Here is a 20,385-nt window from a genome sequence, read left to right as displayed (position 1 = left end):
ACCCGCAACGGGCCTTCGCCGGGAAAGCGGAAACGCGTCATCCGTACACATCGACGCAAGATCCATGCAAGTGGACTAGACCTCTCGCGGGTTGAGGCGCGAGACTGTCCCCGTGAGACACGTCATCGCCCTCGATGTGGGCGGCACCGGAATGAAGGCCGCCCTGGTCGGGGCCGACGGCACCCTGCTCCACCAGGCGCGGCGCGCCACCGGCCGCGAGCGGGGGCCCGACGCGATCGTCGAGACCATACTCGGCTTCGCCGCCGACCTGCGCGCGTACGGCGAGGAGCACCTCGGGGAGCCGGCCGCCGCGGCCGGCGTCGCGGTGCCCGGCATCGTCGACGACGAGCACGGCATCGCCCTGTACGCGTCGAACCTCGGCTGGCGCGACGTGCCGATGCGCAGGCTGCTGAGCGAGCGGCTCGACGGCATCCCCGTCGCCCTCGGCCACGACGTGCGCACCGGCGGCCTCGGCGAGGGGCGGCTCGGCGCGGGCAGGGGCGCGGACCGCTTCCTGTTCGTGCCGCTGGGTACGGGCATCGCGGGCGCCATCGGCATCGGCGGCCGCATCGAACCCGGCGCGCACGGCTCGGCCGGGGAGATCGGCCACATCGTCGTACGCCCCGGCGGCACGGACTGCGGCTGCGGGCAGCGCGGCTGCCTGGAGCGCTACGCCTCCGCCTCGGCGGTCTCGCTCGCCTGGGCCGAGGCCACCGGCGACCCGCAGGCGGACGCCGCGGACTGCGCCAAGGCCGTCGAGTCCGGGGACCCCAGGGCGCGGCAGGTCTGGCTGGAGGCCGTGGACGCGCTCGCCGACGGGCTCGTCACGGCGCTCACTCTGCTGGACCCGCGCACCCTGATCATCGGTGGCGGTCTGGCCGAGGCGGGGGAAACGTTGTTCACACCACTGCGGGCCGCCGTCGAGGAACGCGTGACGTTCCAGAAGCTGCCCACGATCGTCCCGGCGGCCCTCGGGGACACCGCCGGCTGCCTGGGCGCGGGCCTGCTCGCCTGGGACCTGCTCGCCCGGTCCACCGATTCCACGGAGGTAGTCGCCTGATGGCCGCTCTGAATGTTCTCTCCGGCGCCCGCGTCGTCCTGCCGGCCGGCGTCGTCGAGAACGGACGCGTGATCGTGGACGGCGCGAGGATCGCCGGCGGCGCGCCGGCCGGCGCCCCCTCCACCGATCTGACCGGCCACTGGGTCGTGCCCGGCTTCGTCGACATGCACAACCACGGCGGCGGCGGGGCCTCCTTCACCTCGGGATCGATCGACGACATCCTCAAGGGCGTCCGCACGCACCGCCTGCACGGCACCACGACGGTCGTCGCGTCCTTCGTCACCGGCGCGACGGACTTCCTCACCCAGCGCGCGGGCCTGCTGTCCGAGCTGGCCGAGCAGGGCGAGATCGCGGGCATCCACTTCGAGGGCCCGTTCATCTCCCCGTGCCGCAAGGGCGCCCATGACGAAACGCTCCTGCGCGACCCCGACCCGGCCGAGGTCCGCAAGCTGCTCGACGCGGCGCGCGGCCAGGCCAAGATGCTCACCCTCGCCCCCGAACTCCCCGGCGGCATCGACTCCGTACGCCTCCTCGCCGAGCACGGCGTGATCGCCGCGATCGGCCACACCGACGCCACGTACGAGCAGACGGTCAAGGCCGTCGACGCGGGCGCCACCGTCGCCACGCACCTCTACAACGCGATGCCGGCCATAGGCCACCGCGCCCCGGGCCCCGTCTCGGCGCTCCTGGAGGACGAGCGGATCACCGTCGAGCTCATCAACGACGGCACGCATCTGCACCCGGCCGCCCTGGAGCTGGCGTTCCATCATGTGGGCAGCGGGCGCGTCGCGTTCATCACCGACGCCATGGACGCGGCGGGCTTCGGCGACGGCCGCTACATGCTCGGCACCCTGGAGGTCGAGGTGAAGGACAGCGTGGCGCGGCTCGTCGAGGGCAACTCCATCGCCGGTTCGACGCTCACCCTGGACCGCGCGTTCAAGCGCGCCGCCACCGTCGACAAGCTGCCCGTCGAGGACATCGTCCGCGCGATCTCCGCCAACCCGGCCCGCCTGCTCGGCGTGGACGACAGGGTGGGCTCGCTGGAGCCCGGCAAGGACGCCGACCTCGTCGTCCTGGACGAGGACTTCGACCTCAAGGGCGTCATGCGCAAGGGCCGGTGGATCGTGGAACCCCAGCTCGCGTGAGGTCTGGGCCTACCGCCCGGTCTTTGGCATGATCAGGCCGCGTTACTGAAGGTAGTCCCGAACTGAGGGGTGGGCTGGGGTCTCGTGATCCTCACGGTCACACTGAACGCCGCGCTCGACATCACGTACGACGTGCCGGCGCTGCACCCGCACGCGTCGCACCGCGTCACCGAGGTCACCGAACGCCCCGGCGGCAAGGGCCTCAACGTCGCGCGCGTGCTCGCCGCGCTCGGCCACGACGTGACCGTCACCGGCTTCGCGGGCGGCGGCACCGGCCGTGCCCTCAGGGAACAGCTCCTGGACTCCCCCGGCATCCGGGACGCGCTCGTCCCGGTCGCGGGCGCCACCCGCCGCACCATCGCCGTCGTCGACGCCACGACGGGCGACACGACCCAGCTCAACGAGCCGGGCCCGCTCGTCGCCCCCGCCGAGTGGTCCGCGTTCACCGAGGCCTACGAGGAGCTCCTCGGGTCCGCGTCCGCGGTGGCCCTGTGCGGCAGCCTCCCGCCGGGCGTCCCCGTCGGCGCGTACGCCCAGCTGGTCCGCGCGGCCCGCGCCGCGTCCGTGCCCGTACTGCTCGACTCGTCAGGGGAACCCCTGCGCCGAGGGCTCGCGGCCCGCCCCGACGTCATCAAGCCGAACTCCGACGAACTCGCCGAGCTCACCGGCTCCCACGAGCCGCTGCGCGCCACCCGCGACGCCCGCCGCCGCGGCGCGCGCTCCGTGGTCGCCTCACTCGGCCCGGAGGGCCTCCTCGCGGTCACCCCGGACGGCAGCTGGCGCGCCCCGGCCCCGGACCGCGTGCAGGGCAACCCGACGGGCGCAGGCGACTCGGCGGTCGCGGGCCTGCTCTCGGGGTACGTGGAAGACCTGCCGTGGCCGGACCGCCTGGCCCGCGCGGTCGCCCTGTCCGCGGCGACGGTACTGGCCCCGGTGGCAGGGGAGTTCGACCGCGCGGCGTACGAGGAACTGCTCGGCCGGGTCGCGGTGACCCAACAGACGACGACAGCGGCCTAGGGCACGCCCCAGGCCGCTGTCGGCAAGTCTGTGTCGCCGACTGAGTCGCCGGCTGTGCGGGTCAGCCGTTGCTGCCCTTGACGAGCCACATCTGGTCGAAGTTGGCGTCGCACTGGTTGCCCTGCTCGCAGGAGATCGTGATCGCGTTCGTGCCCTTGCTGAGCTGGACGACGGACCAGGTGTTGCTCCAGCCCTTCTCCCAGTCGCCTTCCTTGGCGCCGGAGAAGTTCTCCATGTTGAGCGGGCGGGTCTGCGCCTTGCCGTTGACCGTGATGGTCGCGTTGGCGTCCTTCCCGGGCACGCCGTAGTTGACGCGCAGGCTGTACGCGCCGTCCTTCGGGATGCCGCTGACCGTCCAGGTGAGCTTGGCGCCCACCTGGTTGAAGCCCGCCACGTACGTGCCGCCGTCGGCCTTGGCGCCCTGGACGTCCGACGCGGTGGCCGTGCCGCCCTCGAGCTTCAGCGCCTTGGCGTCCGTCTTCGGCAGGTCGACCGGCTTGTCGGCCTTCTTGGTGGCCGTCTCGCTCGGCTGGACCGACTGGGAGCCGCCGGACGGCTGCCCGCCCGCGTCGTTCTTCGCGTCGTCGTTCGAGTCGCCGCCGAGGACCGCGACGCCGATGCCGATGACCACGGCCGCCACGACGGCGAGCGCGCCGATCAGGAGGCCCTTGGTGTTGGGCCCGCGTCCACGGCCGCCGCCACCGCCGTGCTGCGCGGGCGTCACCGTGGTCGGCGCGCCACCGGGCAGCGTCTCGGGGGCCGAGTAGTGCGCGTTCGGCTGCCCGTAGGCCTGGGGCTGCTGCTGGGGCGCCTGCCCGTACGCGGCGGTCGGCGCCTGCTGCGGCTGCTGCCCGTACTGGCGCTCACCGACCGGCCGGACCTGGTGGTAGGACCGGGGACCCGGGTAGCCGTAGCCGCCGCCCCCGCTGGGCGGTGTCGCCCCGGCCGCCTGCCCGTCGGCGTACAGATAGCCGAACGGATCGTCGTCCGCGGGCGTGCCCTCGCCGTTGTCAGCGGGCGCCATCCCTGATCACTCCCTACGTATCGCTTACCGGGCGAGCGTACCCGGTGGGAGTGGTCCGAAGGGGTGGCGTTGACCTCACCGATACCCGCGGAAGGAGATCATCCGGCCCGTCGGTGCTGCTTGGCACGCGAGCGTTTCTCGATATACATCCGCTGGTCAGCGGATTTCAACACCTCGTCCGCCGTCATCCCGCAGTGGGCCCATCCGATGCCGAAACTCGCGCCCACACGAACCGCTCTTCCGTCGACCCGGATGGGCGGAATGATCGCGTTCCGCAGACGGACGGCGAGGTCCTCCGCGTCGGCCCGGCCGAGCCCGTCGGCGAGCACGACGAACTCGTCGCCGCCGAGCCTCGCGACGGTGTCCCCGTCACGGACACCGCTGGTCAGACGCCGTGCGACCTCGATCAGGACGGCGTCTCCGGTGTGGTGCCCGAACCGATCGTTGATCGACTTGAAGCCGTCCAGGTCGCAGAAGAGGACCGCCAGGCCCTTCGTCCCGTCGTCGGCCTCCCCCTCGGGCGCGACGATGTGGACGTGGTGATCGAAGCCATAGTCGTCGTAGATCCCGCCGGAGGGCCCGGACCCGCCGCTCTGCTGTCCGGCCGCGGCGGCGGCCCCCGCGAAGTCGAATCCGTGCCCGTTCGTGTCGTACGAGCCGCCGGTGCGGTCCCCGTACGCCGCGTCCAGGGAGTCCACGGCGCTCGGCTCGGGCAGCTGGGGGCGGCGGCACAGGCGGGCCGAGAGGCGGGAGCGCAGCTCCGCCGAGTTCGGCAGGCCGGTGAGGGAGTCGTGGGACGCGCGGTGCGCGAGGTGCAGCTCGCGGCGCTTGCGCTCCTCGATGTCCTCGACGTGGGTGAGCAGGAAGCGCGGCCCGTCGGCGGCGTCGGCCACCACCGAGTTCCGCAGGGACACCCATACATAGGTGCCGTCGCGCCGTCCGAGGCGCAGCTCGGCGCGGCCGCCCTCGGCGGAGGTGCGCAGCAGCGTGCCGATGTCCTCGGGGTGAACGAGGTCGGAGAACGAGTAGCGGCGCATGGCGGACGCCGGGCGGCTGAGCAGCCGGCACAGGGCGTCGTTCGTGCGCAGGAGCCGCCCGTGCTGGTCGCCGCCCATCTCGGCGATGGCCATGCCGCTGGGCGCGTACTCGAAGGCCTGGCGGAAGGACTCCTCGCTGGCGCGCAGGGCCTGCTGTTCGCGTTCGAGCCGGACGAGGGCGCGCTGCATGTTGGCGCGCAGCCGTGCGTTGCTGATGGCGATGGCGGCCTGGAAGGCGTACATCTGCAGGGCCTCGCGGCCCCAGGCGCCGGGGCGCCTGCCGTTGCGCGGGCGGTCGGCGGAGATCACGCCGAGGAGTTCGCCGCCGGAGCCGCCGGTGGCGTACATCGGGGCGAAGAGGCGGTCCGCGGGGTGCCACTCGTCCTCGAAGCGGGGCGGCGGCCCGTCGGTGAACCACTGCGGTACGTCGTCCTCGTCGAGGACCCAGCCCTCGGTGTGCGGGATGAACCGCAGGTCGCCCCAGGCCTCGCCCATGGACAGACGGCGGTCCCAGGAGGCGCGGGAGCCGACCCGGCCGGTGATGAGGGCTTCGGCGGAGGAGTCGCCGGAGAAGGCGGCGACGACGAGGTCACCGTCGGGGCGTACGAGGTTGACGCAGGCCAGCTCGAATCCGAGGCCGTTCACGACTCCGTCGGAGACCGTCTGCAGGGTGTCGGCCAGGCTGCGGGCGGTGTTCATGTCCGCCATCACCTGGTGAAGCTGCCGCAGGGTCGCAAGACGGACGTACGGCTCCGACTCGGTCTCCATGCTCAGCTCTCCCCGAGACCTCGACAGCACTCCAGAATTCTGATCGCCGATTCCGCACGTGCGTATGCACGCTCTTGTTGCAGTGTCTCCGCCACTGAATCACAGCGAGCTGTCCACTCGGTACACAGGGTCAACAAAATATGGCTCCTGTGACTCAAGTCACAGGAGGAGATGAAGGGTTGAGGAGCACTCCGGCGCACGCCCCCTGCATTTCCTGAACGAAAAACACACCCGGACACCTCCATATCGGGACGAGATCCACCACAGGTCCTAGGACCGGCCTCGGCCCAAGGCCCGATGTGGCGGGCACGGCACCGAAGCTAGCGTCGAGACGTGCTGAAGACTCCCCCGCTGCTGAAGAATTCCCCGCTCTCCCCCACCGCCCGCACGACCCCCACATCCCCCACTGGCGCTTTCGTCCCCGCGCCCGCCTCGGCCGGGCATGCTGAGGGGGTGAGCAACGACGAGTTCCGCGCCGCCATGTCCCGACTGGCCGCGGGCGTGGTCCTGGTGACCGCGCGCGAGGTGCCGCTCGACCCGGACGACCCGTCGGCTCCCCTGGGCGAGGACGTCGGCATGACGGCGACGGCGTTCCTGTCGGTCTCCCTCGACCCGCCGCTCGTCCTCGTCAGCCTGCGCAACGGCTCCCGCATGGACGACCTGCTCGACGAACAGCCCCTGTGGGCGGTGTCCGTGCTCTCCGAGAGCCAGCGCCACATCGCGGGCCGCTTCGCGATGAAGGGCCGCATCAGCGACCGCCTGCTCTTCGAGGACCTCCCGTACGTACGCGGCGAGGTGTCCGGCGCGCCCCTGATGGGCGGCGCACTCGCGACGCTCGAGTGCCGCACGGAGCAGCGGGTGCCGGCCGGGGACCACACGCTGGTGATCGGCCGGGTGCTCACGGCGTCGCTGCCCAGCGGCGAGAGCGGACCGCTGGCCTACTTCAAGGGGAAGTACCGGCAGTTGGGCTGATGCCCGACGCCCTGACCCCCTGAGGCCGTTCAGTCCCAGCCACGCCCCGACCGGCCCCGTTTCGTGTCGGACCGTGCCTTCTTGTTGCGCAGGCGGCGCTCGTTGATCCCCCGGGGGATGCGGGTCGCGCGGCGCGGCTTGGGCGGCGGGGCGGTGGCCTCCGCGAGGAGGGACGCGAGGCGCACGGCGGCAGTCTCGCGGTTGCGCCACTGGGAGCGGTGCTCCGAGGACCGTACGGAGATGACGCCGTCGACGAGCCGGGAGGCGAGCCGCTCCAGGGCCCGCGCCTTCCACACCTCGGGCAGCGCCTCGGTCCCGGCGAGGTCGAAGCGGAGCTCGACCTGGGAGTCGCTGGTGTTCACATGCTGGCCGCCCGGCCCGGACGACCGCGAGAATCGCCAGAGGAGCTCGGCCTCCGGAAGGACCACCGAGCCGCGGATGACGTAAGGACCGGACATGGGTTCCATGGTCGCGCCTGGACACGCACCGCGTCACCCCCTTTTCCCGGCGGCACACCCATCCCGGGGAAAGCGGGTAAAGAAAGTAAAGACACCTGGAACCCTGGATCCCCCCTTGGCGTTCATAGGGGTACGAGTAGCTTCGTCTACGAAGCGCACGCATCGCTAACGAGGGAAGGACTCCCAACAATGGCAGTAAGCCTGTCCAAGGGTGGCAACGTCTCGCTCACCAAGGAGGCTCCGGGCCTGACCGCCGTCACCGTGGGCCTCGGCTGGGACGTCCGCACCACCACCGGCACCGACTTCGACCTCGACGCCTCCGCGATCGCGGTGAACCCGCAGGGCAAGGTCTACTCGGACGGCCACTTCGTCTTCTTCAACAACAAGGCGACGCCGGACCAGACCATCGTCCACACCGGTGACAACGTCACGGGCCAGGGCGAGGGCGACGACGAGCAGATCAACGTCAATCTGGCGGGCCTCCCGGCCGACATCGACAAGATCGTCTTCCCGGTCTCGATCTACGACGCCGAGAACCGCTCGCAGAACTTCGGCCAGGTGCGCAACGCGTTCATCCGCATCGTCAACCAGGCCGGCGGCACCGAGATCGCCCGCTACGACCTCTCCGAGGACGCCGCCACCGAGACCGCCATGGTCTTCGGCGAGCTGTACCGCAACGGCGCGGAGTGGAAGTTCCGCGCGGTGGGCCAGGGTTACGCGTCGGGCCTCGTCGGCATCGCGCAGGACTTCGGCGTGAACGTCTGATGGAACGTCTGACTGAGCGTCCGGCCTAGGACGCTCTCGCTTGGGACGCAGGAGGCCTGACGGCCTGACGGCCTGACCACCTGACGTCCGCAGCAAGGCAGTTGAAGGGCCCCGGCCGGGGGATATCCGGCCGGGGCCCTTCTGCGTGCGCTCAGCGAGCACCCTCCCGGCCAGCACTTCCCTGCCAAGCGGCGAATAACGGACAGTCACCACCCGCATTCGGACACGAACTGGCAAATCTTTGACGGCGCTCTGTCAAACAGGGCGCGCCCAGTGTCACTCTCTCCCCGCACCCCCCACCCCCGACGGGTCACCACCCACGGGTCGTTGGACACACAAGGAGTCCGAGTGACACACCGCTCCCCCGCTCCCCGTACCGCCGGCCGCAGGACCGCCGCACGGGCCACCGCGCTCGCGGCGTCGGCCGCGATGGTCGTCCTGGCTCTGCAGAGCGGCACCGCGGCGACCGCCGCCGACCGCACCGCCGGTGCCACCGCCCTTCCGCTCAGCGCCTCCCAGCGGGCCACGGCCCTCAAGGACGCACAGGCCGGCGCCCCCGCCGCCGCCCGCCGACTCGGGCTCGGCAGCGGGGAGAAGCTCATCGCCCGCGACGTCGTCAAGGACGCGAACGGCACGACCCACACCCGCTACGAGCGCACCTACGACGGTCTGCCCGTGCTCGGCGGCGACCTCGTCACGCACACCGCGAAGAACGGCGACCTCAAGGGCGTCTCCAAGGCGCACAAGGGCGCGATATCCGTGGCGTCGACGGACGCCTCCCTGGCCCCCGCCGCCGCCAAGAAGTCGGCCCTCGCCGTCTCGGACGCCAAGAGCGCCGCCGCGAAGAACGTCCGCAAGGTCGTCTGGGCCGCCTCCGGCACGCCGGTCCTCGCGTACGAGACGGTCGTGACCGGCACTCAGGCCGACGGGACACCGAGCGAGCTGCACGTCGTCACCGACGCCGCCACCGGCAAGAAGCTGTACTCGTACGAGGGCATCGAGAACGGCACCGGCACCAGCGAGTACAGCGGCACCGTCACGGTCGGCAGCACCGCGTCGGCCGGCGGCGGGTTCGACCTCACCGACGGCGGGCGCGGCGGCCACAAGACGTACGACCTGAACGGCGGGACGTCCGGCACGGGCACGCTCTTCCACGACGCCGACGACCAGTGGGGCGACGGGACGGTGGCGAACCGGCAGACCGCCGCGGTCGACGCCGCCTACGGCGCGGCCGAGACGTGGGACTACTACAAGAGCGCGTTCAACCGGAACGGCATCGCGGGCGACGGCAAGGCCGCGTACTCCCGCGTCCACTACGGCAACGCCTACGTCAACGCCTTCTGGTCGGACTCCTGCTTCTGCATGACGTACGGCGACGGCTCGAACAACCAGCACCCGCTCACCTCGCTGGACGTGGCCGGCCACGAGATGAGCCACGGCCTGACCGCGGCCACCGCGAAGCTCAACTACAGCCGTGAGTCGGGCGGACTGAACGAGGCCACCTCCGACATCTTCGGCACGTCGGTGGAGTTCTTCGCGAACAACAGCAGCGACGTCGGCGACTACCTCATCGGCGAGAAGATCGACATCAACGGCAACGGCACCCCGCTGCGCTACATGGACAAGCCCAGCAAGGACGGCGGCTCCGCCGACTACTGGTCCAAGACGGTCGGCCGCCTCGACGTGCACTACTCGTCGGGCGTCGCCAACCACTTCTTCTACCTCCTGAGCGAGGGCAGCGGCACGAAGACCGTCAACGGGGTCACGTACAACTCCCCGACCTCCGACGGCTCTTCGCTCACCGGCATCGGCCGGGCCAAGGCCGAACAGATCTGGTACAAGGCCCTCTCGACGTACATGACGTCGACGACGAACTACGCGGCCGCCCGCACCGCCACACTCCAGGCGGCGAGCGACCTGTACGGCGCGAACAGCGCCGAACAGCAGGCCGTCGCGGCGACCTGGACCGCGGTGAACGTGAAGTAGCCCTCACCGCAGGGAAGTCCGGCCGGGCCATCCGGGACTACGGGTGGTCCGGCTTTCCGTTTCCGTACAGCCAGTCGTCCCAGACCGGCTGCAGATCCTTGCCCGGATTCTGCTTCTCCACATACCCGGTGAAGTCGGCGGTGTCCGCGTTGCCGTAACGGTGCTCGGCGGGCCAGCTCTTGAGCAGCTCGAAGAACTTGGCGTCCCCGACCGTCTCACGGATCTTGTGCAGCACCATCGCGCCGCGCTCGTAGACGGGCGGAGCCGAGATGTGCGCGGCGCCCGACGGCCTGGCGGGCGGGAAGGCCCAGATCGGGCTGTCGCTGCCTTTCGCGTAGTAGGAGTCGAACGTCTTCTGCGCGCTGTCGCCGCCGTGCTGCTCCCGCCAGAGCCATTCGGCGTAGGTCGCGAAGCCCTCGTTGAGCCACATGTCGCGCCATGAATCCGGCGTGACGGAGTCCCCGTACCACTCGTGGGCCATCTCGTGGACGAGCGTGGAAAGAGGCGGGGTGCCGGGGAAGACGGGCCTGTTCTGGGTCTCCAGCGCGTACCCGGCGTCGCCGTGCCGGTCGACGACGGCGCCGGTGGAGGAGAAGGGGTAGGGGCCGAAGGTCTTGGACTCCCACGCCACGACGTCCGGGATCCTGGCCAGGACCTTGGCGCTCGCGGCCGCCTCGACCGGGTCCACGGCGGTGTACACGGGCAGCCCGTCGGGCGTCTTGTATGCCTTGGTCTCGAACTTCCCGATCGCCAGCATCGCCAGGTAGCTGGCCATGGGCTGCGGGACATGCCAGTCGAACGTCGTCCGCCCGCCGGCCGTCCGCTCCTTCGTCAGCTCCCCGTTGGACACGGCCTTCAGGCCCTCGGGGACGGTGACGTGGAGGTCGTACGACGCCTTGTCGGAGGGGTGGTTGTTCCCGGGGAACCAGGCCATGGACCCCGTCGGCTCGCCGAGCGCGAGGGCCCCGTCCTGCGTGGGGAGCCAGCCCTCCTCGGAGCCGTCCGGGTCGGTGATGGTCACGGGATTCCCGGAGTACCGCACGACCGTGCGGAACGCGGAGCCCTTCCGCAGCGTCCCGGCCGGACGAATCGTCAGCTCGTGCCCGGCCCGCTCGAACCGGGCCTTGTGACCGTCGACGGTGACGCCGTCGACCGTGAGGCCCTTGAGGTCGAGATTGAACGCGCTGAGGTCCTGGGTGGCCTTCGCGGTGATGTCGGCCGTGCCGGTCAGCCGCCGCCGGTCGGCATCGAGGGTGAGGTCGTAGTGCGTGGCGTCGTAGCCGCCGTTGCCCAGCTTCGGAAAGTACGGGTCCCGCACACCCGCGGCACCGGGCGTGCCCTGTGCCCCGGCGGCGGAACAGGCGCCCAGGGCCAGGACGAGGGCGAGGGCGGCGGGGGCGGATCGCGGGCTGTGGGGCACTGAATGATCGTAGGGGCGAACGCCGTGGAGGCGCCTGCCGGCGGGCGGGCGCCTCCACGGGGGGCATGGCGGTACTCAGCGTTTCAGCGCGGCGACGCCGGCCTGGGCGAACTTCTCGTCCAGGTCGCCCGAGGGCGCACCCGCGACGCCGACGCCCGCGACCGGGGCGCCCTTCGCCGCGACCGGCGCGCCGCCCGCGAGGAACAGGGTGCCCGGGATGTCCTTCAGGTTCGGGGCCTGCTCGAGGCGCTTGACGAGCTCGGACGTCGGCGCGTTCCAGGACACCGCGGTGTACGCCTTCTTCACGGCGGACTCGTACGACTGCGGGCCGGCGCCGTCGCCGCGGAGGGTGACGATCGTGTTGCCGTTGCGGTCGACGACGGCGACGGAGACGCGCTGGTTCTCCTTCTTCGCGGCGTCGAGGGCGGCCTGCGCGGCCTTCGTGGCGGCGGCCGTCGTCAGGTGCGTCGACTGGGTGAGGTTCTCGGCCGGGGCGTCCGCGGTCACGGCGGCGGGGGCCGCGGCCGGGGCGTCGGCGCTGGCCGAGACCGCGCCGAAGGTACCGGCGACGACGCCGGCGAGGACGGCGCCACCGGTCAGGACACGGGCGCGCTTCGAGATCTTCTTCATGACGGTGCTCCTTGGAGGCGGTCGGGTCGGTCAGAGGCGGTCGGTGAGTCGCTCTGCCATCGATCCTCCGGCCGGAAACAGGCCCGCACCGTCGGCGTACCGGCTGCGACCGGAGCGCGGCTCGGCTGACGTCCGGGTCAGCCGATCGGTTGACCCGCGTACCGCCCGAGGGGGCCACAATGGGGGTGTTTGACCAGTTCAGCAGCGCGAGAGCGGTGTGGTGACGGCACAGCGGCGGAAGCTTCCGCGGCGCGACAGCCGGGCAGCGGCGCAAGCGGAGAGGGGTACGGGCGTGGCACACGAGACGCGGGATCCGGACGCCCGCTGGCTGGCCGCGGTCATGCACACCGCGTTCTTCCTGCTGCTCGGCGGGGCCCTCGCCCGGTTCCTGCTGCGCCACCCCGGCGAGGCCCGCACCCCGTGGATCATCGCGCTGTCCGTGGTCCTGGCCGCCCTGTACGTGCTCGGCCCCGCGCTCGGCCCGGGCCGCGGCGCCCGTCCCACCCCGCGCCGCATCACCTGGCTGGCCCTGGTCGTCGCCGTGTGGGTGGTCCTCGTCGTCCTCGCGCCGAGCTTCGCCTGGTGCGCGGTCCCGCTGTTCTACACGGGCCTGCGCACCCTGCCCGCCCGCGCCGCGCTCGTCCTGATCGGCGTGCTCACGGTGTTCGTCGTCGCGGCCCAGTTGCGCCTCGCGGGGAACTTCGACCCGAACCTGCTGCTCGCACCGCCGGCCGTCGCGGCCCTGGCGACCGCCGTCTTCGTCCACATGGAGCGCCAGGCGGAACGCCAGCGCGCCCTGATCGGCGACCTCCGGCGCACCCGCAGGGAACTCGCCGCGACGGAGCGCCGCGAGGGCACGCTCGCCGAGCGGCAGCGCCTGTCGATGGAGATCCACGACACGCTCGCCCAGTCCCTGTCCAGCCAGCAGATGCTGCTCCAGGCGGCGGACCGGCTGTGGGACGCCGACCCCGAGCGGGCCCGCGTCCATGTGCGGACCGCGGAGTCGGTGACCGAGCGGGGCCTCGTGGAGGCGCGCCGGTTCGTGCACGACCTGGCGCCGGCGGACCTCGCGGGCGGCGGCCTCGACGAGGCGCTGCGGACGCTGGCGGCGCGGGAGTCGGAGGCAGGACTCGCGGTCCGCTTCCACGCGGAGGGCACCCCGGCGCCGCTGCCCGACCGGGTCGAGTCCGCGCTGCTGAGGATCGCGCAGGGCGCCCTGGCGAACGTACGGGAGCACGCGGACGCGACGGCCGCCGCGATCACGCTGACGCACCTCGGCGACCAGGTCGTCCTCGACATCGCGGACAACGGCCGCGGCTTCACGCCCGAGCCCCCGCGGGAGGGCGGCGTGCGCGGGCACGGCCTCCCGGCGATCCGGGCGCGCACGCGGCAGCTGGGTGGCACCCTGACGATCGAGTCGGCGCCGGGCGAGGGCACGGTGCTGTCGGTGGCGATTCCGCTGGAGGCCTCGTGAGTGACCCCGTACGACTGCTCGTCTGCGACGACCACGTGGTGGTGCGCGCGGGACTGCTCGCCCTGCTCGGCAGCGCGCCCGGCATCGAGGTGGTCGGCGAGGCGGGCACGGGCGACGAGGCGGTGGTGCTCGCCGCGAAGCTGACGCCGGACGTCGTCCTGATGGACCTCCAGCTGGGCGAGGGCATCGACGGCGTGGAGGCGACGCGGCGCATCACGGCCGCGCCGCCCGAGGCGGGCCCGCACCCGCACGTCCTCGTACTGACCACGTACGACACGGACGCGGACATCACCCGGGCCATCGAGGCGGGCGCCACGGGCTACCTCCTCAAGGCGGAGCGTCCCGAGGAGCTGTTCGCCGCGATCCAGGCCGCCGCCGAGGGCCGTACGACGCTGTCCCCGCCGGTCGCGAGCCGCGTCATGGCCCGCATGCGCAGCCCGCGCCCGTCCCTCACGGACCGCGAGCGCGACATCCTCGCCCAGCTCGCCCAGGGCCTGGGCAACCGGGACATCGCCCGCGCCCTGTTCATCAGCGAGGCGACGGTGAAGACCCACCTCGGCCGGATCTACGACAAGCTCGGCGTGGACACGAGGGCGGGCGCGGTGGCGGTGGCGAAGGAACAGCGGCTGCTGGGCTGAGCGCGTGCACGGCACTGGGGCCGTCTGGCGTGAGCGTGACGGCCGCGGTGACCATGACAGCCCTGCGCGCCCCCTCCCGCCCGTGACCGGCACCCCCTCGCACCCGTGACACCATCACTTACGTGCTCGACATCGGCTACGCCCTCTCCCGCCGCTTCCCCGACCCTCCGCAGACGGACTTCCGCCGCGCGGACGTCCACGCGCTGCGGCACGACCTGTTCGCCGGCGACGTCTACCTCGCCGACACCAAGGCCGACCGGGAGCTGTCCACAGCCTGGGGATGGGTGCCGGTCCTGGACTTCGCGTGGGCGCTGTGCGACATCGTCGAGCAGCTGGACCGCGACCCGCGAGGCAGCCGCGCGTCGAGGCCGCAGTACGCCGAGCTCGACTTCACCGAGTCGACGGACCGGATGCTCTTCGAGCGCCGCTTCGGGTGGGTCGACATCGAGGCCGACTGGATGGAGGCCGACGAGCCGCCCCTGACGTTCTCCCACACCGCGCTGCGCCGCGAGGCCCGCGACTTCCTCCACGACCTGATCGCCGACCTCACCGACATGCACGAGGACCTGGCGGACAACCCGGCGATCTGGGACCTGCAGGCCCGCTTCCCCCGCATCCCGGACGAGCGCTAGCCCCGAAACCCGCACGCAAGCCCCCCTCCGGCTACTCCACCCGCACCCCGATCTGCGCCGCGAACGCCGGTGCCAGGTCGAAGAGCTGGGCCGGGCTGATGACCGCCCCCGCCAGCCGGTCCACTCCGCGGGCGATCGCCAGCTCGGCCACGCCCCGCAGATCCACGTCAGCCATCACAGCGCCCGTGAAGTCCGCACCCCGCACGACGCAGCCCTGGAACTCGACCCGGTCCAGACGCGCGCCCCCGAAGTCCGGCTCCACCAGCACGCACCCGTCGAAGACGACATCCTTCAGGCGCGCCTTGCGCAGATTCAGGTACTCGATCTTCCCGCCGCGCACCACGACCCGCTCCAGCACGCTCCCGTGCAGCTGGACCCCGCCGAGGCGCGCGTCCACCACCTCGACGTCCCGCAGCGTCGCCTCCGCGAGGTCCGTGCCCACACCCCGTATCCCCGTCAGCGTGGAATCGAGGATCCGGGCGCGGGTCAGCCGCGTCTCGTCGAGCCCGCACCCTTCGAGCGCGCAGTCCATGAAGCGGGCGCCCCCGCCGTCCTGCCCGGAGAAGTCGGCCGCCGTGAACTCCACCCCGTCGTAGTCCCCGTCCGGCTCGAGGCCGCCGCCGCTCCAGGGCGCCAGCGGGGGCAGCCGCACCTCGGGCCGCCGCGCCTTCTTCACCGCCGCCGGTTTCGCCGACGACGACTTCGCCGGCCGCACCACTCGTTTCTCCGCCATGCCCCCATGCTGCCCGCCCCCACTGACAATCGGTGACCGCCGCCTCTCCCTCGCCCATGTCACATTCCGCCACTGGCAGCCGTCGTACAGACAAAGGCAGCCCGAAGGGAAGAGCGGTATGGCAACGACCAAGCCCGACCTCACCGTCATCGGCGGCGGATTCGCCGGCCTCACCGCGGCCGTCACCGCCGCCGAGGCCGGAGCGCGCGTCACCGTCCACGAGTCGCACCACACCCTCGGCGGCCGCGCCCGCACCGCCGAAGGCGCGTACCGCACGAACGACGGACCGCACGCCCTCTACAACGGCGGCCCGCACTGGACCTGGCTCAAGCAGCGCGACCTGCTCGGCCCGCTCGCCCCGATCCCGCCCGTCGAGGGCTCCCGCCTGCGCTTCCACCACCGCGGAGCCCTGCGCCGCACCCCGCCCCTGGCCCTCCTGCGCCTCCTTCGCCACCGGTCCGAACACGCGCCCGCGGACCTCGACTTCATGACGTGGGCGACGCGCCACGTCGGCGAGGAAGGGGCCCGCGCGGCCGCCCACTACACGTCCGTCGCGCTCTTCCACCACGACCCGGGCTCCCTGTCCGCCGCCTTCGTCCAGGAGCGCCTGCGCCGCGCCGCGAAGGTGCCGCCGGAGGCGCACTATCCGCGCGGCGGCTGGGCCTCCGTGATCGACCGGATGGCGGCCCGCGCCTGGAACCTGGGCGTGCGCGTGGAGACGCTGTCCCGCGTCGACACCCTCCCGGCGGACGGCGGCCCGGTGATCGTGGCGACGTCCCTCGACTCGGCGCGCCGCATCCTCGGGGACTCGTCGCTGACGTGGGACAGCGGCCGTACGACGCTGATCGACCTGGCCGTGCGCACCCGCCGGGGCGACGCCTTCGCCGTGTCCGGGCTCGACTTCCCGGCCTGGCTCGAGCGGTTCACGGCCCAGGACCGGAGCCTCGCGCCGCACGGGCAGCAGCTCGTCCAGGGCCATGTCCCCGTAGCGCCGCACGAGTCGAAGGCCGACGGCACGGCACGCGCCGAACGCCTGCTCGACCTGGGATTCCCCGGCTGGCGCGACCGTGTGGTGTGGCGCAGGGACGCGCTCGCGAACGGGCGTACGGGGGCGGTCGACCTGCCCGGCACGACCTGGCGGGACCGGCCCGCGATCGACCGCGGGGACGGCGTCTATCTGGCGGGTGACCAGGTCGCGGCGCCCGGCGTGCTCTCCGAGGTGTCGTTCAACAGCGCCATCGAGGCGACCACGCTCGCGCTCACCGCGTCCCGCCGGGGCCTCCGCGCGGCCTGACCCGTGCGCTTGACCTCAAGTGAGCTTGAGGTTGAAAGGTGGTGCACACCTGGCCCAGCAAGAGGCCGCACGCCCGAGGGAGCCCACCATGCACGCCGTACGACTGCACGCCTTCGGCCCCGCCGAGAACCTCACCTACGAGAAGACCGAAGACCCCCTGCCCGGCCCCGGCCAGGTCCGCATCGCCGTGGCCGCGGCAGGCGTGCACCTCCTGGACACCGCCCTGCGCAAGGGCATGAAGGGCCCCGCGCCCGAGCCGCCCGCGCTGCCCACCGTCCCCGGCCGCGAGGTCGCCGGCACCGTCGAGTCGCTCGGCGAGGGCACCGACGCGTCCTGGCTCGGCAAGCACGTCGTGGGCCACCTCGGATTCGCCCCGGGGGGCTACGCCGAGCTCGCCGTCATCGACGCGGCCCGCCTGCACGAACTCCCGCCGGGCCTGGACTTCGCCGAGGCCGTCGCCCTGATCGGCACCGGCCGTACGACGATGGGGATCCTGCAGTTCGCGCCGCTCGGCCCCGCGTCGGTGGCCGTGATCCCGGCCGCGGCCGGCGGCATCGGCACCCTGCTCGTCCAGCAGGCGAAGCACGCGGGCGCCACCGTCGTCGGCCTCGCGGGCGGCCCCGAGAAGGTGGCCCGCGTCCGCGCGAACGGCGCCGATCTGGCCGTCGACTACACCGCCCCCGACTGGCCCGAACAGGTCCGCTGGTTCCTCAGCGGCCGCACCGCGACCGTCGTCTTCGACGGCGTGGGCGGCGACGCGGGCCTGGCCGCCGTCGACCTGCTCGGCCCCGGCGGCGTCCACGTCGTCTTCGGCTGGTCCGGCAAGGGCCTGCACGACGGCGAGCCCCTCACCTTCTCCGAGGACGAACTCACCCGGCGCGGCATCACCCAGGAACAGGTGCTCGGCCCGCCGATGATGCGGCGTGCGGGCGGCGACAACCCCGTCCGCACGCTGGAACTCGCCGCCCTCAAAGAGGCCGAGGCCGGCCGCCTGCGCCCCGCGGTGACCCGCTTCCCGCTCGCCGAGGCGGCCGCGGCCCACCGCGCCCTGGAGAACCGCGGCACGATCGGCAAGGTGGTCCTGATCCCGTGACCCGCAGCCCGGGTCCAATGGCGCGCTGGGCCCCCTGGGCGCGTTACGACCCGAGCCGCGCCAGCGCCCCGTCCGTCAGCCGGTACACCGTCCACTCGTCCTGCGGCGCCGCGCCGAGCGCCTTGTAGAAGTCGATCGACGGCTCGTTCCAGTTGAGGACCGACCACTCAAGGCGCGCATACCCGCGCTCGACGCAGATCCGCGCAAGCTCGGTCAGCAGCGCCTTGCCGTGACCGCCGCCGCGCGCCTCGGGCCGTACGTACAGGTCCTCCAGGTAGATCCCGTGCACGCCGCGCCACGTGGAGAAGTTGAGGAACCAGAGGCAGAAGCCGACGGGCTCGCCCGTCGTGTCGTCCTCGGCGATGTGGGCGAACGCGGCGGGCCGCTCCCCGAACAGCGCCTCGCGCAGCTGCTCCTCCGTGGCCCGCGCCTCGTGCAGCGCCTCCTCGTAGTCGGCGAGTTCACGGACCAGGGCGTGGATGACGGGGACATCGGCGGACGTGGCGGTACGAATCATGACGGCAGGCTAACCAGTCACCGCGGGACCGCCCGGACGGGCCGGTTCACCACTCACCGCGGCCCGCCCCGCACGGCCCCGCTCACCGCCCGAGCAGCCTGCGAGCCGTCTCCATGTGATCCGGCGCCAGAGGCCGCCCGTCCTCGATCTCCCACAGGGAGTCCTGAAGCACCCGCCCGAGCGTCCAGGCGCGCGCCCGCTCCCGGTCGAGCCCGAGCACCCCGCTCATCGCATCGAACCGCCACACCACCTCGTCCGCGTCGAAGCGGTTGTCGATGGCGGGCTTCAGGTCGAAGCCCGGATCGCCCGCGAGCGGCTTCGGGTCGATGGCGAGCCACGGCTCCCGCCCGGCGGCCAGCACGTTCTCGAAGTGCAGATCCCAGTGCAGCAGCCGGTCGCCCGCCTCGCCGGCGACCTCGCGCACGGCCGCCGCGCAGTCCGCGAGCAGCGCGCGGTCGGCCGGGTCGGCCACGGCCGCGAGCGCCGAAGGCACCTGGGCGAGCATGTCCGCCGCGATGTCTGCCAGCCGCCGCATCCCCTGCGGGGCGGGCCCGGACGTGAGCCGGGCGAGCAGTTCGGCGATGACGAGGACGGCCTCACGGGAGTCCTCCACGCAGTCCAGCATCCGCCCGGAGTCGAGCCGTTCGAGGAGCATCGTGCCGGTGGCGTCGTCGTGGTCGAGCAGCCGGACGGCACCGTCGCCGCCCCAGACGCGCAGCGCGACCGGCTCGCCCTCGGTCTCCTCGTCGAGGATCTGGAACTTGACCGCGGCGGGCGTCCCGTCACCCCGCACCACGGGCAGGACCAGGGCGGCCATGCCGTGCATCGCCGGACCGTCGACGCGCAGATCCCAGCGTTCGACGAACTCCTCCACGCGCGCGGGGAGCCCGGCGATGAAGGCGCGACCGGGTTCACCCGCATAGGTGTACTGGGACTCGACCAGGCCGTCCGGAATGTCGATCACCCGAACGACCCTACGTGCGTGCCTGAATGCAGTCCATGCGCCCTTTCCTCCTCGCCGTGCGGTCGTACGTACGGCACGCCCCCGGCACCTACCTCTGGCTGGCCGCCCTGTTCTTCACCACCGTCGCCATGCACCACATGGACCCGCATTTCGAGCACGAGTTCCTGCGCCAGCGCTCCACGAACCTGCACGAACTGTCGACGAACCCGGTCCACGTGTTCGTCGCCTCCCTGTTCTGGATCGACGACAGCAGCTGGTGGCCGTACGCCGTCCTCTACACGGTGTTCCACGCACAGGCCGAGCGCTGGCTCGACACCTGGCGCTGGCTGGCCGTCGCGGGGGCGGCGCACGTCCTCGCGACGCTGATCAGCGAGGGCGCGCTGCTCTGGGCGATCCGCGAGGGCCACGCGCCCGCCTCATCGGTCGACACCCTTGACGTAGGGGTGAGTTACGCGCTCGCGGGCGTCGTCGGCGTCCTCACCTACCGGCTCGCCCCGCCCTGGCGCTACGTCTACCTGGCCGTCGTCCTGACCGTCTACGGCAGCCCGCTGCTCACCGACCGCACCTTCACCGGCCTGGGACACTTCGTCTCGGTCCTCATCGGCCTGGCCTGCCACCCCCTGGTACGCGACCGGGGCGATCCCCTGAATCCCCGGACGCTCCTGCGGCGGGACCGGACAGCGAGGCGCAGCGATCACCCCCAAACCCAGGAAGACGGCCGTCCCCCCTGCCCGAACCCCCCTGCGGAGCGCTAACGT

The 20,385-nt window shown here is 72.4% G+C and carries 20 protein-coding genes; 12 read left to right on the top strand and 8 right to left on the bottom strand.

Annotated features, from left to right (window positions below):
* Positions 1–112: 112 nt before the first annotated feature.
* From ACWIGU_RS17655 to ACWIGU_RS17645, 3 genes are all read left to right on the top strand, one after another.
* Positions 113–1,060, top strand: coding sequence for an ROK family protein (locus tag ACWIGU_RS17655; RefSeq protein WP_454401833.1), 948 nt, complete (start codon positions 113–115; stop codon positions 1,058–1,060).
* A complete protein-coding gene (nagA, locus tag ACWIGU_RS17650; RefSeq protein ID WP_454401831.1) occupies positions 1,060–2,205 on the top strand; it encodes an N-acetylglucosamine-6-phosphate deacetylase in 1,146 nt (381 codons plus the stop codon). Before ACWIGU_RS17655 ends, nagA begins: the two co-directional genes overlap by 1 nt.
* 84 nt (positions 2,206–2,289) lie before the next feature.
* Positions 2,290–3,222: a 1-phosphofructokinase family hexose kinase gene (locus tag ACWIGU_RS17645; protein WP_454401829.1), complete on the top strand. Its 933-nt coding sequence runs from the start codon at positions 2,290–2,292 to the stop codon at positions 3,220–3,222.
* Between the two features lie 61 nt (positions 3,223–3,283).
* Here the strand turns inward: ACWIGU_RS17645 and ACWIGU_RS17640 are convergent, their stop codons facing one another.
* Positions 3,284–4,246: a carbohydrate-binding protein gene (locus ACWIGU_RS17640; protein ID WP_454401827.1), complete on the bottom strand. Its 963-nt coding sequence runs from the start codon at positions 4,244–4,246 to the stop codon at positions 3,284–3,286.
* Positions 4,247–4,344: 98 nt separating this feature from the next.
* Positions 4,345–6,051 (bottom strand): diguanylate cyclase CdgB, encoded by a 1,707-nt coding sequence (cdgB, locus tag ACWIGU_RS17635; RefSeq protein ID WP_454401825.1) that lies wholly within the window; start codon positions 6,049–6,051, stop codon positions 4,345–4,347.
* 333 nt (positions 6,052–6,384) lie between these two features.
* Between cdgB and ACWIGU_RS17630 the strand changes: the two genes are divergently transcribed.
* Complete coding sequence (locus ACWIGU_RS17630; RefSeq protein WP_454401823.1) at positions 6,385–7,023, top strand: flavin reductase family protein; 639 nt, start codon at positions 6,385–6,387, stop codon at positions 7,021–7,023.
* Positions 7,024–7,052: 29 nt separating this feature from the next.
* Here ACWIGU_RS17630 and arfB read toward each other — a convergent pair whose 3' ends face one another.
* Positions 7,053–7,490, bottom strand: a complete 438-nt coding sequence (gene arfB / locus ACWIGU_RS17625; protein WP_356273952.1) for an alternative ribosome rescue aminoacyl-tRNA hydrolase ArfB — start codon at positions 7,488–7,490, stop codon at positions 7,053–7,055.
* Positions 7,491–7,670: 180 nt separating this feature from the next.
* Between arfB and ACWIGU_RS17620 the strand changes: the two genes are divergently transcribed.
* Positions 7,671–8,246 (top strand): TerD family protein, encoded by a 576-nt coding sequence (locus tag ACWIGU_RS17620; protein ID WP_100595698.1) that lies wholly within the window; start codon positions 7,671–7,673, stop codon positions 8,244–8,246.
* Between the two features lie 429 nt (positions 8,247–8,675).
* Positions 8,676–10,232 carry a M4 family metallopeptidase gene (locus ACWIGU_RS17615; RefSeq protein ID WP_454402378.1) on the top strand — a complete coding sequence of 519 codons (1,557 nt, stop codon included), beginning with the start codon at positions 8,676–8,678 and terminating at the stop codon, positions 10,230–10,232.
* 37 nt (positions 10,233–10,269) lie between these two features.
* Here the strand turns inward: ACWIGU_RS17615 and ACWIGU_RS17610 are convergent, their stop codons facing one another.
* Together ACWIGU_RS17610 and ACWIGU_RS17605 are read right to left on the bottom strand one after the other, a co-directional pair.
* Complete coding sequence (locus ACWIGU_RS17610) at positions 10,270–11,652, bottom strand: M1 family metallopeptidase (RefSeq protein WP_454401821.1); 1,383 nt, start codon at positions 11,650–11,652, stop codon at positions 10,270–10,272.
* Between the two features lie 75 nt (positions 11,653–11,727).
* Complete coding sequence (locus ACWIGU_RS17605) at positions 11,728–12,282, bottom strand: GlcG/HbpS family heme-binding protein (RefSeq protein ID WP_454401820.1); 555 nt, start codon at positions 12,280–12,282, stop codon at positions 11,728–11,730.
* Positions 12,283–12,622: 340 nt separating this feature from the next.
* On the opposite strand from ACWIGU_RS17605, the gene ACWIGU_RS17600 reads away from it, so the two are divergent.
* From ACWIGU_RS17600 to ACWIGU_RS17590, 3 genes are all read left to right on the top strand, one after another.
* On the top strand, positions 12,623–13,756 hold the full coding sequence (locus tag ACWIGU_RS17600) for a sensor histidine kinase (protein ID WP_454402376.1): 1,134 nt from the start codon (positions 12,623–12,625) through the stop codon (positions 13,754–13,756).
* A complete protein-coding gene (locus tag ACWIGU_RS17595) occupies positions 13,753–14,394 on the top strand; it encodes a response regulator (RefSeq protein WP_454401818.1) in 642 nt (213 codons plus the stop codon). Before ACWIGU_RS17600 ends, ACWIGU_RS17595 begins: the two co-directional genes overlap by 4 nt.
* A 122-nt stretch (positions 14,395–14,516) precedes the next feature.
* Positions 14,517–15,026 carry a hypothetical protein gene (locus tag ACWIGU_RS17590; RefSeq protein ID WP_356273939.1) on the top strand — a complete coding sequence of 170 codons (510 nt, stop codon included), beginning with the start codon at positions 14,517–14,519 and terminating at the stop codon, positions 15,024–15,026.
* Positions 15,027–15,057: 31 nt separating this feature from the next.
* On the opposite strand, the gene ACWIGU_RS17585 is transcribed toward ACWIGU_RS17590, so the two are convergent.
* Positions 15,058–15,759, bottom strand: coding sequence for a pentapeptide repeat-containing protein (locus ACWIGU_RS17585; protein WP_454401816.1), 702 nt, complete (start codon positions 15,757–15,759; stop codon positions 15,058–15,060).
* 118 nt (positions 15,760–15,877) lie between these two features.
* On the opposite strand from ACWIGU_RS17585, the gene ACWIGU_RS17580 reads away from it, so the two are divergent.
* Positions 15,878–17,053: an FAD-dependent oxidoreductase gene (locus tag ACWIGU_RS17580; RefSeq protein ID WP_454401814.1), complete on the top strand. Its 1,176-nt coding sequence runs from the start codon at positions 15,878–15,880 to the stop codon at positions 17,051–17,053.
* An 88-nt stretch (positions 17,054–17,141) separates the two neighbouring features.
* Complete coding sequence (locus tag ACWIGU_RS17575) at positions 17,142–18,146, top strand: zinc-binding dehydrogenase (RefSeq protein ID WP_454401812.1); 1,005 nt, start codon at positions 17,142–17,144, stop codon at positions 18,144–18,146.
* A 43-nt stretch (positions 18,147–18,189) separates the two neighbouring features.
* Here ACWIGU_RS17575 and ACWIGU_RS17570 read toward each other — a convergent pair whose 3' ends face one another.
* Positions 18,190–18,663, bottom strand: coding sequence for a GNAT family N-acetyltransferase (locus ACWIGU_RS17570; protein ID WP_100595690.1), 474 nt, complete (start codon positions 18,661–18,663; stop codon positions 18,190–18,192).
* A gap of 82 nt (positions 18,664–18,745) precedes the next feature.
* Positions 18,746–19,627 (bottom strand): aminoglycoside phosphotransferase family protein, encoded by an 882-nt coding sequence (locus ACWIGU_RS17565; RefSeq protein WP_454401810.1) that lies wholly within the window; start codon positions 19,625–19,627, stop codon positions 18,746–18,748.
* A 26-nt stretch (positions 19,628–19,653) separates the two neighbouring features.
* Between ACWIGU_RS17565 and ACWIGU_RS17560 the strand changes: the two genes are divergently transcribed.
* Positions 19,654–20,382 carry a rhomboid-like protein gene (locus ACWIGU_RS17560; protein WP_454401808.1) on the top strand — a complete coding sequence of 243 codons (729 nt, stop codon included), beginning with the start codon at positions 19,654–19,656 and terminating at the stop codon, positions 20,380–20,382.
* Positions 20,383–20,385 lie beyond the last annotated feature (3 nt).

This window comes from Streptomyces sp. NPDC055400 (assembly GCF_053644375.1).
The sequence above is the reverse complement of the archived record's forward strand: the minus strand, read 5'-3'. Positions and strand labels throughout refer to the sequence as shown.